Source organism: Kaistella flava (ex Peng et al. 2021) (assembly GCF_015191005.1).
Taxonomy (GTDB): Bacteria; Bacteroidota; Bacteroidia; order Flavobacteriales; family Weeksellaceae; genus Kaistella; species Kaistella flava.
The window spans coordinates 2239218-2251860 of record NZ_CP040442.1 but is presented as its reverse complement, the minus strand read 5'-3'; the positions used below and the strand labels follow the sequence as shown (position 1 = coordinate 2251860).

Sequence of the window (12643 nt, the reverse complement as noted above, 5' to 3'; positions counted from 1 at the left end):
ATCACCTCACCAAAAATTGTTATCTTCGTATCAATGAAATATTTACAATCTTTCCTTTTGTGTTTCAGTGCATTTTTCTTTGCACAGGATATTCGCAGCGTTCAAATGTTCAATCCGCAAACCAATGACGAAACGCCGGTTATCGGTTTTAATGAACAGTTGATTTTGCGTTTTGATGATTTGTCGAATTCCAGTAATATCTACCGATACACGTTAAAACATTTTGACCGTAATTGGAAAGATGATGGTTTGTTTTTCACCGAATTCGCGAATGGAAGTTTAAATGGAATGATTGACCAATTTCAATATTCGTTCAATACTTTGCAGGCTTATACCAATTACACATTGACGTTCCCGAACGATAAGATTCAGCCGAAGATTTCCGGTAATTTTGAATTGGTTGTTTATCAGGATTCAGCGAGTAAACCACTTTTCACTAAAAGATTTTGTGTGGTAGAAGATGGTGCAAATGTGGGTGTAAATGTTACCCGAACTTCGGATGCGAGAAATCCAAACATCAACCAAAGAGTAGAAGTGCAGGCGATTGGAAACAGTTCGGCGATGAGTTCTAATCTCAATTCTTTGACATTAAATGTCATTCAAAATAATAACTGGAACATGGGCGTTTATAATCAAAAACAAAGTTCTTCGCTGGGTAATAAAATTCTTTTTCAACAAATGAATTTGGTCTTTCCGGGTAATAACGAATTTTATTATTTTGATAATAAGAATATGAATCAGCCATTTGATATGGTCGCTCAGTCAGAAAATGTAGATGGTGTGAATTATACGTATCTTCACTCAGTTTGGGCGTTCCCAATGAATTATCAATATCAGCCAGACGTGAATGGCGCTTATTATTTCCGTAGAAATGATTTGGGTATTGAAAGAAATGCGGAAAGAGAAGCGGATTACTCTTGGGTCACTTTCTCTTTAGATTCAGAAAAAACCAATAAAGAAATTTATGTCGTTGGTGGTTTTAACGACTTTAAAGCGACTAAAGAAAACCAGATGATTTATGATGAAACTGCAAAAAAATATATCGCAAAAATCTATTTAAAACAGGGATTCTACAACTATGTTTTAGCTACCAAAAATGCTGATGGAACTTTGAATCTAGGAGAAATAAACGGTAATTTCTGGCAGACAGAAAATTTGTATCAAGCCTTTTTATATTACCAACCTTTCGGTAGAAGTTACGATGGCTTGTTGGCTTATGGTGAGTTTAGAACGCCGGTGAGATAGATAAAAAAAGACCTTCAAGATTTCTTAAAGGTCAATATGTTTTTACACCAAATAAAACTCGTGCAATTTCTCTTCGCACAAAGTTTTCACCACGTCAATCCAACGGTCTTCATCATTTAAACAGGGAATGTAATTGTAGGTTTCACCACCACCATGCATAAACTGTTCTTTACCTTCCACTGAAATTTCTTCCAAAGTTTCTAAACAATCAGATACAAAAGCCGGACAAACAATTGCCAGGTTTTTAATTCCTTTTTTACCTAAACCTTCCAAAGTTGTATCTGTGTAAGGTTCCATCCATTTGTCATTTCCTAAACGGGACTGGAAAGTAACCATCACTTTTTCTTTGGGTAAATTTAATTTCTTGATCACCTCTTCCGTCACTTTGAAACACTGATGTCTGTAGCAAAACTGATGACTCGGATTACTATCTCGAGAACAACAGTCGTTTAGATTACAGGTTTTGGTTGGATCGGTTTTAAAAATATGTCTTTCCGGAACTCCGTGATAAGAAAACTGCAAAGCATCAAAAGTTTCCGGTAATTTCTCGCGGATACTTTCTGCTAAACAATCGATATAGATTTCACGGTTATAAAAAGGCTGAACGTAATTAATTTTAATATCAGGGAAATGTTTCTTGCGCACCTCTTCTGCTTTGTCGATCACTGTTTCCGTTGTGCTCATCGCATATTGCGGATAGAGTGGGAAGAGAACGATTTCCGTAACGCCTTGTTCCGTCAGTTTTCTGATTCCAGTTTCAATGCTTGGTTCAGCGTAACGCATTCCGATTTCTACGGGAACATCAATAATCTTTTCGAGTTTCTTTTTAATTCTTTCTGTTATGAAAATTAAAGGCGAACCTTCATCCGTCCAAACTGTTTTGTAGGCTTCAGCAGATTTTTTCGGACGCGTATTCAAAATAATCCCACGTACCAACAATGTTCGGAAAAACCAGCGATAATCAATCACCTTTTCATCCATTAAAAACTCATCCAGATACTCCCTAACATCCTCAACTTTCGTCGATCGTGGTGACCCAAGATTAACTAATAAAATTCCTTTTTTTGACATGTATTTTTTATTTGGGCGCCTGTTTCCGCCTTCCACTCCCGCTTTTTTATAATTCCCGCGAAAGCGGGATTTATAAAAAGAGCTCCGTTCAAGTCGGGGCGCATCCCTGTTATATTTTTAATAGCAACAATTAAAGATTTTTTTCCATCTTCAACTATCAACTATCAACTATCAACTATCAACCATTCACCGCTTCCACTTTCTCTACCAATTCAGGTAAAAACTGTTTCAGAATATTTTCAATTCCACCTTTTAAAGTAGCTGTAGAACTTGGGCAACCAGAACACGCACCTTGCAATAACATTTTAGCAGTTTTCGTTTCTGCGTCATATTCCATTAACGATATTTTTCCACCGTCACCTTCTACCGCTGGAGCGACATATTCAGTTAAAATATCAGAAATTTTCTGTTCGTCTTCCGTATATTCTCTGTTCATGATTCCCGCTGCCGGACTTTCATGTTTCTGTGGAGCTACATTAGAAACAGCACCACCATTTTGAAGATAATCTGATACAAATGCTCTAACCGTAACCATTACTTCATGCCATTCAACAGATACGTTTTTGGTAATTGCAACGAAATTATCTGAAATAAATACTTCTTTAGCAAAATCATATTCATCAAAAATAGCTTTTGCTAAAGGAACTTCACCTGCTTCTTCACGGGATTTAACTTCGATGAAACCATCCATTAATGCTTTATTAGAAACGAATTTCATCACCATTGGATTGGGAGTCATTTCTGCATAAATCAGATATTCATCATTTTTCTTCTGAAGATAAATTCTTGGGTTCGCCTCTAATTCATCAACAATAACGGTTTTTAAAGGTTCAACCAGATTTTCCCAGTCAACACCATCTTGTTTCGCAACAGCAATAAAGTTGGCCGTTATGAAAACTCTTTCTACAAAAGGATATTTGAAAAGTTCCTGAGCTAAAGGGATTTCCTTAATGTCAGAATTTCGGTCGAGTTCCAGAGAACCGGGAATCAAGTTGTAATCGGCTACAAACTTCATCACTTTTGGGTTTTCTGTTGGCTCTATAATAATTGGTCTCATTTTATTTTACTAAATTTGAGTACAAAAATACGGATAACAAATTAGATTTCCTTATTGATGTTTTAGACCCTATCAATGAGTAATATCAGTTGAGATTGATGAGATTTATCAAAATAAATTTTTAAAATTTGCAATATTGATTATAGGATTATCAAATTAGCACATTATCATATTAAATAAATTAGCATGGCACTTGTAAAAGAACTTTTAGGAAAAACTCCACAAATCGGAAACGATACTTTTTTAGCAGAAACAGCAACTATTATTGGTGATGTAACCATGGGTGAAAACTGCAGTATCTGGTATAACGCAGTCATTCGTGGTGATGTGAATTATATTAAAATGGGCGATAAAGTGAATGTTCAGGATAATGTGATGTTGCACTGTACATACGAAAAATTCCCACTCGTAATTGGTGATAATGTTTCCATCGGACATAACGCAATCGTTCATGGTTGCACAATTCATGATAATGTTTTAATCGGAATGGGCGCAATTGTGATGGATGATTGTTTGGTAGAAAGCAACTCGATTGTTGGTGCCGGTTCGGTGGTCACTCAGGGAACGCATATTAAATCTGGTGAAGTTTGGGCGGGAGCTCCAGCACGCAAAATTAAAGATATGTCCACTGAATTATTGGAAGGAGAAGTAAACAGAATCGCCAATAATTACGTTAAATATTCTTCCTGGTATAAAGAAAGTATCAGTTTGTAAATAGAAATAATAGAGAAAGAAGTTGGATTTTATTCAGCTTCTTTTTTTTCTGGCTGATCACCAACTAAGACTACTTTTCCGTCTTCGCATTTAATTTCCGTCGGAGGAAGAACCATAGCGCAATCGGACATGATTTTATATTTAGTGTTAAAGGCACTTTGCATCGAAGTGAACTGTGTTACTTTCGGTAGAATCTCATTTTCTAATTTGGTGGGATATGCAATATAAGAACTTGGTCCGCCACAAGCTTTAGCACCAATCGCGGTGAATTTCCACTCAGTCGCATCGGAACAGGTTTCGGTGCTGATTAATGAATCAATTTTGGTGATGAGGTTTTTCATTTGCAGTTGCTCCTCGTCCTGTGAAAACTGATTGTCTGGTTTTAGCGCAATATCTTTCGGTAAAGTTTCTTCATCAGCAATTCCTTTTTTCGAGGAACACGAGACCAGCGTTAAAGCTGAAATTGCAATAATCAGTAAGTTCTTCATATTCTCTATTTTATTTTACTTTACAAAAGTACAGTCTTTTTTTGGGATGTTGCCTCAAAGCATTTTGTCTCCAGGTAAAAATAATTCTGTGCGAATAAATGCCACGAATGATTTATAATCGTACTCTTTCAACAACGGAGAGTCAAAAGAAATTATTTCAAACTGTTAAAAAGAATAATTGCATCAAAATAAAATTCGTGTATTCGTGGCATAAATAAATTTTAATTCGGGTGCAAAACTTTTCGCTATGGTAATTGTATTCAATTTTCTTAAATTTGACCAATGGACCAATCTCTCTTTAATTTAGCCGAACATACCAACCGAAGTATCTTTTTAACCGGGAAAGCCGGGACCGGAAAAACGACTTTTCTTAATGAATTTGTAAAAAAAACCAAGAAGAAACATATCGTTGTGGCTCCAACAGGAATTGCTGCAATTAATGCTGGTGGCGTTACGATTCACTCGATGTTCGGACTTCCTTTGAGAACTTTTATTCCAACAACAGATCGAATCGACAGCAATTTAGGGAACAATATTGCTGATTTGATGCAGCACTTTAAATACCGAAAAGACAAACTCAAACTTTTGCGCGAAATTGAAATCATTATCATTGATGAAGTTTCCATGTTGCGTGCTGATGTGTTGGATATGATGGATTTCTCTCTAAGATTTGTTCGTCGGAATCAGCAGAAATTCGGTGGCGTTCAAATGTTATTTATTGGTGATTTGTACCAACTTCCACCAGTTGTAAGAGATGAACATTTTTTAGGACAATATTATAAATCGCCTTTTTTCTTCGAGAGTTACGCTTTAAAGGAAATGCCTTTAATTACGCTCGAACTAACCACAGTTTACCGTCAAACAGATGAAAAGTTTTTGGATATTCTTAATGATATCCGAGATGGGGAAGTAGGTGACGTCGATTTTGATACTTTAAACGAAAGATATATTCCCGATTTTGAACCAACAGATGAACCTTACGTTTATCTGACTTCTCACAACAGAATGGCGGACGAAATCAATCAGAAAAAAATCGCTGAGTTAAAGGGGAAACCGTATTTCTTCAAAGCAGATATTACAGGTAACTTTAATGAAAATCAATATCCTAACGAAGAAGAACTTCAGTTGAAAGTTGGTGCACAGGTCATGTTTATTCGAAATGATGCCAGTGCCGACAAAAAATATTTCAACGGAAAGTTGGCCGAAGTGATGAGTTTAAATGATAAGGAAATTACCGTGCTCATCGATGGTGACGATGAAGTTTTTACCATCAAAAAAGAAACGTGGGAACAGAAAAGATATGGCTTAGATGCAGAAAAAAATATCACCGAAGATGTGTTGGGAAGTTTCCAGCAATATCCGATTCGTTTGGCTTGGGCGGTAACCATTCATAAATCGCAAGGTTTAACGTTCGACCGTTTGATTATTGATGCTGGAAAATCATTTGCTTCCGGACAGGTTTATGTAGCGCTTTCCCGTTGCCGAACTTTAGAAGGAATTGTTTTAAAATCCAAAATCACTCCGAATGTTATTTTTGCGGATCGCAGAGTTTCTAAATTTCAGGATGAAACCAACGCCAACGAAAAAGTAGAAGAAATTCTTCAGGCAGAAAAATACGATTACAGCATTAAAAAAGTAATCAGCAGTTTGGATTGCTTGTGGTTCAGACAATCTCTGGAGAAGTGGTATCAATCCACAAAAACCAGCAAAGCACTTGACAAAAGCAAAGCAACATTTTTGTACCAAAGTATTAAACCGAAGATTTCAAATTTCGGAGAGGTTTATCAAAAGTTTGAAAGAATCATGGTTCAGAAAACGCATAAGTTTATCAATGGTGATGAGGAATGGACGGAGATTGAAACCAAAGCAAAAGGCGCGGTAAATTTCTTTTTTACCAAAGTCAATTTAGAAATATTTCAACCGTTGCTCGATTTCTATTCTGAGAATAAAGGAACAAAAGGACTGAAAGAATACAACGAAGATTTCCGCGTTTTTCTGGATGATTTAGAAGATTACTTGAATGATTTAAAGAAAGTTCATTTGCTGGAAGCACCACTTTTTAACCAGGAAAATAATATTGCGATTTCTACGAAAGTAGCCAAAATCCCTTCTCATATTTTAACTTTCCAATTGTTTGAAGACGGAAAAACTATTCCTGAAATCGCTAAAGAAAGAGGTTTGGTGACCGAAACTATTTATGGACATTTAGCCAAATTCGCAGAACAGGGATTATTGGATATCACCAGGATTTTTGACAAAGAGAAAATCAAAACCTTTGAAAAAGAATTTAAGAAAGGTCCGCACGAAACGTTAAACGATTGGAAAAAAGCTTTGCCTAACGATTTCGAATTCAATGAAATCCGTTTGTTGCTGAATCACTTTACGAATAAGAAGTCTAAATAAGAGATTATTAAACCACAAAAGTCACAAAAGTTTTATGATCATTAAAGTGAAAATAATACTTTTGAAAGTTCACAAAATCATTATATTTTACCATTGAGAATTAATGAAGGAATTAAGTTCATTAGGATTTCCTATACAAAATTGAACTGCACTGAAACTAATGTAATCTTGAAATTGGACTAAAAACTAATGTGATTGATGTGGAAAAAATAAACCACAAAAGTCACAAAGTTTAATTATTATTAAAGTGAAAATAATGCTTTTGAAAGTTCATAAAGCCATCAATTTTGATCATTAAAACGTAACGAAGAAATTAATTTTATTCAGAGATGCTCAGAAAATAAATAGGAAGTCTCCTTTTTTGCTCTTTAAAAAGTTATTTAGTCACTTTACTTTTGTGCCTTTTGTGGTTCATTTCTTTTACCTTTTAATCACAATCTTCTTCATCGGTTCTTGCGGCTTTCTATTCTGAAATTTTTTAATTAAAGTGTAAAATACCAGGAAGCCAAAAACGAAGATGCATAATCTTGAAAATATATCGCCCGTTCGGACGTAAAAAGTTTGATGGTCATACAAATCAACTTTTGCAAAAAGAGCGGTTTTATCGCCGTAAAGCGTGTCTTCTAAAATATCACCTTTTACATCGATATGCGCAGAAATCCCACTGTTGGCAGATCTCGCAATTTCACGTCTCGTTTCGATGGCGCGCATTCTGGCATAAGCCAAAAGTTGTTTGTGGCCTTGCGTTACGCCCCACCAAGAATCGTTCGTCATGATTCCTAAAAAGTTCGCGCCTTTTTTCACATAGTCCGTCACGAATTCGCCGTAGATACTTTCGTAGCAAATAATCGGTGCCATTTTCCCTTTGTTAAAAGGATTGTTGAACACTTTTCTTTCTTCATCAATTCCAAGGGAAGCAGTTGTTCCGCCGAGATTCAACATCGCTTCACCCAGAAGTGGTTTTAGTACACTGATATAAGGGAAGATCTCAACGCCCGGAACTAATTTTCCTTTGTGGTAAACTTCTACTTTTTGATTCGGAATAATTTGAACGGCAGAATTATAACTGTCCACATACATTCCTTGTGAAGTTTGATAAGCAGTTTTTGATCTCTCACTTGCATTAGGATAAAAACGGTGCGACGAAATTCCGGTTGCAAACACAGATTTCGGATGTTTTGTTAAAAATTCTTTCGTCTTATTTAAAAGTTCACTGTCCTCAAAGCCGGTTTCTGAAATAGATCCAAAGCCAGGAAGTGACGTTTCAGGACCAATATAATAATCGATTTGCCCTTTTGAATTTACTTCGGCTAAAGTAAGCAAGTCATTTAAAATAGTTAAACTGTCTTTAGAATATTTCTCGGTGTATGGATTCAATTCCGGTTGTAGCATTAAAACGTTAACCGATCCGATTGGTTTTAAATCGAAGTTTTTATATTTTACCACTGAAATTAACATTGGTAAAGCAATTCCTGCAATAAGAACGGAGGAGTTGATAATTAATGATTTTTGTTTTCTGCCAGCTTCCCAAATTCGTAAAGTGTAGAAAGCAAAAATGTTCACCAGGAGAATCCAGAAACTTCCGCCAGTCGCTCCGAAGGTATCGTACCACTGAATCAGTTGCGGATAATCGGCAAACACATTTCCTAAATTTAACCACGGCCACGTCAGTTCCCAACTCAAATGAAGTTTTTCCCAAACCATCCAAATGGCTACAAAGAAAACCAGTCCGAAATAAGTTCCTTGTGCATTTTTGTACCAATGGTAACATTGAAAAATAAACGAATATAATAGAGAATTAAATATTACTGGAAAGACGACCGCAAGTAAAGAATGCGTGCCGTCGGGATTTTTGGCGCCGTATAACCAACCGGTTGTTACGATATTCCAAATTACAAAACAGAGGAAACTGAGTCCGAAAATAGTCCAGCCTTTTCTTTTGATTTTTGAAAATTTAGAAATGTCGTGTTCAATGATTAATAAAGGAACGAGCGCAAAAAATATAAAAAACGGAATTCCGTAAGTGGGCCAGGAAATACTCAGCAATACCGCTGAGAGTAAGGAAAGTATAATGTATTTCATAGGTTTCTTAAAACGTATTTAATTTTCAAAGTTAACGATTATGACTCTGAGTTTGATTTGAAATTTTTTGCCACGAATCCACGATTTTTTTTTAATATAATTTCATTCGTGAATTCGTGGCTTTTTTTCGCATTTATCTTTTACCACTTTTGCGGTTTAAAGATTAAAATTGATTTTCGATTTCCACACTTACGCCGTGCATTTCGCCGGTCATTGGTGGACTGGTTTTGGTGATTCTGATTTTAATAAAGGAAACTTGGTTGAATTTTAATTTTATGTTTTTCAAAATTCTGCCTGCAACATGTTCCATCAACTTCGACGGAACTTTCATTTCATTGTGAATAATTTCGTTGATTTCGGCGTAGTTAATGGTATCATTCAAATCATCGGTTGCCACGGCTTTCCATAAATCTGCATGAACTTCTACATTGAGAAGATAGTAAGTTCCGATAAGCGTTTCTTCCGGAAGAGCACCGTGATAAGCGTAGATTTTGAGGTCTTCTATAATTATTTTTGAAGTCATTTTTTAATTTTTTTTAACGCAAAGACGCAAAGATTTAATATGTTATGCTGCATAAATTACGGTCACAAACCTGCCTGCCGGCAGGCAGGGGCGTTTCACTTAGCAAAGGCATTATTTTTATATATGATGACAAGAGGTTAGTTTCGTTAATCTTAATTGTCCTTAATACCTTAATGTTTAAAAATAAGTTTCGGCTAAAGCCAATTGATTTTCCTTTTTATTAAACGGGCTAAAGCCCGTTCCTATTGATGATTTCAATTCCTAATCTGTCTTCTTCGATATTGAGAATAATCATAGAATTTCCTATTGATCATTCCAATTTCTCATCTGTTTTTTTAGATACTCAGAATGATAATAACCGTTCCTATTGATGATTCTTCAGTTCAATTGCTCAACCATCCATCTACTCAAAAACGCACTCCCGCAATAGCGATGGAAGTGGAAATCCCACAGCAAGCGTTGGAATGAGCGTTGGCGCGAGGAATTGCAACGGACAGCCCGGCTTTTTTTGCTTTGGAAAACCCTTTCAGCCTTTCAAAGGCTGAAAGGGTTTAGCGTTGGCGAAAAAAGATTGCCCAAAATAGATTAGAGATTCTGAGATAGGAGACAAGAGGCTTTCAGTTTTGAAATAAGCAAAATCTTATTTATTTCAAATACTCAAATACTCATCAACTCGCTACTTAATCGTAGTCGAAAGTGCCAGCATTGCTTCAATCGGTTTCAAGGCTTTCAATCGTAATTCTTCGTCCATGGTGATTTCTGGTAATTCGTATTTCATGCAGAGATAGAGTTTTTCCAGCGTGTTTCTTTTCATGTAAAAGCATTCTGAACAATTACAAGATTCGTCGAAAACCAAGGCAGGCATTAATTTTTTATGTGGAGCGCGTTTTTGCATTTCGTGTAGAATTCCTTCTTCAGTCGCTACGATGAATTCCTGAGCGTCGTCTTTTTCGACAAAATTTAAAAGCGCAGAAGTGGAGCCAACGAAATGGGCCAAGTCCAAAACTGGCGTTTCACTTTCGGGATGTGCGATCAATTTAGCGTGTGGATTATCGGCCATTTGCTGGGCGATTCTTTCCATAGAAAATGCTTCGTGAACGATACAACTTCCGTCCCAGAGAATCATGTCGCGACCGGTTTTCTTTATTAAATATTTCCCTAGATTTTTATCCGGTGCGAAAATAATTGGTCGGTCATCTGGCAAAGATCGAATAATCGTTTCGGCATTGGAACTTGTCACGATAATATCTGATTCTGCTTTTGTTTCGGCGTTACAGTTGATGTAAGTCGCAATTAATGCATTCGGATATTTCTCACGCATCGCACGCAAACCTTCGCCACTACAACCATCTGCCAGTGAACAGCCGGCTTGCGTATCAGGAAGAACAACTTTCTTCGTTGGGTTCAAAATCTTCGCTGCTTCTGCCATAAAATGAACGCCACAAAAAGCGATCATGTCAGCATCGGTATCTTTTGCAGCACGCGCTAACTGGAGTGAATCTCCCAAATAATCGGCGATATCCTGAATGGCTGCGGGTTGGTAATAATGCGCCAGAATAACGGCGTTTTTTTCTTTCTTTAAATCCAAAATGGCCTTTACCAAATCTTCGCCTTGTGGAATGATGAGGTCATCTATTTTTAAAAACCCTCTTACCGGAAGGTTCGATTTTGCTTTATCTAAATTTGCTGTGCTCATTGATTAAAAATATGTAGGATTGGGATGTATAAATGTATAATTAAAATCTTGAATCAAATGTTCTGAAGAAATGATTCGTTGTTTAGTTTCGGTTTTGTTGTCGTCACTAGTTTGACTTTCTAAATTCAACACTTCTGCTATGGAAGGATGTTTTGGCGCGACAATATTATAAGTCTCGGATTTTATTTCTGAATGAAGAACTAATTCAACAATCGGTAGAATGTCTTCGTAATGAATATAATTGGTTGGTTTACTAGGGTTTTCCGGTTGTCTGTTTTTAAACATATTTTTTAATAAACGTTCGTCGCCCATTAATCCACCAAAGCGTAAAATATTGGTTTGCGGATATTTCTGTCTGACTAAATTTTCTGAAGCCAGAATATCGGTTCTTAAATGATCGGTATCGTTTTCAGTGAAAATTTTGTCTTCTTGTGGATAAATTCCGGTGGAACTGAAAAGGATGGTTTTGGGAAATTGTTGATCGAGTTTTTCAAAACCCTGATGCCAGCCATTTCTTGAAATCGGCATGCTGAAAATGGCAACATTGACATGATCTAAAAACCCAAAATCAATCGTCGAATTAAAGTCGAGCAAATGAACTTCAGTCGCGACTTTTTCTAAGGCAATTATTTTTTCGGGTGAAGTGGTGGTGGCGATGACATGATAATTTTTACCAGTCAAATATTTGGCTAATCTTTCTCCAACCCAACCGCAACCGATAATGGCAATTCTCATGATTTCAAAAACTGAGTAATTAAATTATTGACATCAACTTTAGCAACTTCCAATTGATCATTCACAACGATTTCGTCGAACTCATTCTTAAATGAAATTTCTTCAGTCGCTTTTGCAACACGGGTGTGAATGGTTTCTAAATCATCGGTTCCTCTTGCAATCAATCTTAATTCTAAAGCGGCAACCGATGGTGGCATAATGAAAATAGAAAGGGCTTTGTCACCGAAATATTTTTTAAGAGAAATTCCTCCTATGACATCGACATCGAAAATAACGGCTTTCCCGTTGGCCCAAATTCTTTCGACTTCCGATTTTAAAGTTCCGTAATATTTGTCGGTATAAACTTCTTCAAACTCAACAAATGCTTCTGCTGCAATTCTTTCTCTAAATTCCTCAGGTGAAATAAAATGGTAATCAATACCGTTTTTTTCCTCGCCTCTTGCATTTCTGGTCGTACATGAAATTGAAAATTCCAGGTCAGAAAAATGCTCCAAACAATGTTTAACAAGAGTGGTTTTTCCACTTCCGGAGGGCGCTGAGAATATGATAACTTTATTCATTGATATTTAAATTTTTGAGAGAGACGAATAGATGATAGACGGATAGAGAATAGACTAATTCGGTGGTCT

General features: G+C 36.3%; 11 protein-coding genes. 3 read left to right on the top strand and 8 right to left on the bottom strand.

Annotation, left to right across the window (positions count from 1 at the left end):
• The first annotated feature begins 33 nt into the window (after window positions 1–33).
• Entirely contained in the window at window positions 34–1245 is a 1212-nt protein-coding gene (locus tag Q73A0000_RS10000; protein ID WP_193810829.1) for a type IX secretion system plug protein domain-containing protein, read from the top strand.
• A 42-nt stretch (window positions 1246–1287) separates the two neighbouring features.
• On the opposite strand, the gene hemH is transcribed toward Q73A0000_RS10000, so the two are convergent.
• Both hemH and Q73A0000_RS09990 read right to left on the bottom strand, forming a co-directional pair.
• On the bottom strand, window positions 1288–2316 hold the full coding sequence (gene hemH / locus Q73A0000_RS09995) for a ferrochelatase (RefSeq protein ID WP_193810828.1): 1029 nt from the start codon (window positions 2314–2316) through the stop codon (window positions 1288–1290).
• A gap of 178 nt (window positions 2317–2494) precedes the next feature.
• Window positions 2495–3373, bottom strand: a complete 879-nt coding sequence (locus tag Q73A0000_RS09990) for a NifU family protein (RefSeq protein WP_193810827.1) — start codon at window positions 3371–3373, stop codon at window positions 2495–2497.
• Window positions 3374–3559: 186 nt separating this feature from the next.
• Here Q73A0000_RS09990 and Q73A0000_RS09985 point away from each other — a divergent pair, with 186 nt between their 5' ends.
• Window positions 3560–4087: a gamma carbonic anhydrase family protein gene (locus tag Q73A0000_RS09985; RefSeq protein ID WP_193810826.1), complete on the top strand. Its 528-nt coding sequence runs from the start codon at window positions 3560–3562 to the stop codon at window positions 4085–4087.
• A 29-nt stretch (window positions 4088–4116) separates the two neighbouring features.
• Here Q73A0000_RS09985 and Q73A0000_RS09980 read toward each other — a convergent pair whose 3' ends face one another.
• Window positions 4117–4575, bottom strand: coding sequence for a hypothetical protein (locus Q73A0000_RS09980; protein ID WP_193810825.1), 459 nt, complete (start codon window positions 4573–4575; stop codon window positions 4117–4119).
• Between the two features lie 282 nt (window positions 4576–4857).
• Here Q73A0000_RS09980 and Q73A0000_RS09975 point away from each other — a divergent pair, with 282 nt between their 5' ends.
• On the top strand, window positions 4858–6978 hold the full coding sequence (locus Q73A0000_RS09975) for a helix-turn-helix domain-containing protein (RefSeq protein WP_193810824.1): 2121 nt from the start codon (window positions 4858–4860) through the stop codon (window positions 6976–6978).
• Between the two features lie 420 nt (window positions 6979–7398).
• On the opposite strand, the gene lnt is transcribed toward Q73A0000_RS09975, so the two are convergent.
• The 5 genes from lnt to gmk all read right to left on the bottom strand — a co-directional run bounded on the left by lnt (window position 7399) and on the right by gmk (window position 12574).
• A complete protein-coding gene (gene lnt / locus Q73A0000_RS09970; protein WP_193810823.1) occupies window positions 7399–9060 on the bottom strand; it encodes an apolipoprotein N-acyltransferase in 1662 nt (553 codons plus the stop codon).
• A gap of 163 nt (window positions 9061–9223) precedes the next feature.
• Window positions 9224–9583, bottom strand: a complete 360-nt coding sequence (gene folB, locus Q73A0000_RS09965) for a dihydroneopterin aldolase (protein ID WP_193810822.1) — start codon at window positions 9581–9583, stop codon at window positions 9224–9226.
• A gap of 676 nt (window positions 9584–10259) precedes the next feature.
• Window positions 10260–11279, bottom strand: a complete 1020-nt coding sequence (gene nadA / locus Q73A0000_RS09960; protein ID WP_193810821.1) for a quinolinate synthase NadA — start codon at window positions 11277–11279, stop codon at window positions 10260–10262.
• Window positions 11280–11282: 3 nt separating this feature from the next.
• Window positions 11283–12014 carry an NAD(P)-binding domain-containing protein gene (locus tag Q73A0000_RS09955; RefSeq protein WP_193810820.1) on the bottom strand — a complete coding sequence of 244 codons (732 nt, stop codon included), beginning with the start codon at window positions 12012–12014 and terminating at the stop codon, window positions 11283–11285.
• Window positions 12011–12574 (bottom strand): guanylate kinase, encoded by a 564-nt coding sequence (gene gmk, locus Q73A0000_RS09950; protein ID WP_193810819.1) that lies wholly within the window; start codon window positions 12572–12574, stop codon window positions 12011–12013. The genes Q73A0000_RS09955 and gmk overlap by 4 nt, the downstream gene beginning before the upstream one ends.
• Window positions 12575–12643: the final 69 nt, after the last annotated feature.

Bases quoted from the DNA above. Each gene is read 5' to 3' on its own strand.
- Q73A0000_RS10000 (WP_193810829.1), top strand. From the start codon at position 34: ATGAAATATTTACAATCTTTCCTTTTGTGTTTCAGTGCATTTTTCTTT.
- hemH (WP_193810828.1), bottom strand. From the start codon at position 2,316: ATGTCAAAAAAAGGAATTTTATTAGTTAATCTTGGGTCACCACGATCG.
- Q73A0000_RS09990 (WP_193810827.1), bottom strand. From the start codon at position 3,373: ATGAGACCAATTATTATAGAGCCAACAGAAAACCCAAAAGTGATGAAG.
- Q73A0000_RS09985 (WP_193810826.1), top strand. From the start codon at position 3,560: ATGGCACTTGTAAAAGAACTTTTAGGAAAAACTCCACAAATCGGAAAC.
- Q73A0000_RS09980 (WP_193810825.1), bottom strand. From the start codon at position 4,575: ATGAAGAACTTACTGATTATTGCAATTTCAGCTTTAACGCTGGTCTCG.
- Q73A0000_RS09975 (WP_193810824.1), top strand. From the start codon at position 4,858: ATGGACCAATCTCTCTTTAATTTAGCCGAACATACCAACCGAAGTATC.
- lnt (WP_193810823.1), bottom strand. From the start codon at position 9,060: ATGAAATACATTATACTTTCCTTACTCTCAGCGGTATTGCTGAGTATT.
- folB (WP_193810822.1), bottom strand. From the start codon at position 9,583: ATGACTTCAAAAATAATTATAGAAGACCTCAAAATCTACGCTTATCAC.
- nadA (WP_193810821.1), bottom strand. From the start codon at position 11,279: ATGAGCACAGCAAATTTAGATAAAGCAAAATCGAACCTTCCGGTAAGA.
- Q73A0000_RS09955 (WP_193810820.1), bottom strand. From the start codon at position 12,014: ATGAGAATTGCCATTATCGGTTGCGGTTGGGTTGGAGAAAGATTAGCC.
- gmk (WP_193810819.1), bottom strand. From the start codon at position 12,574: ATGAATAAAGTTATCATATTCTCAGCGCCCTCCGGAAGTGGAAAAACC.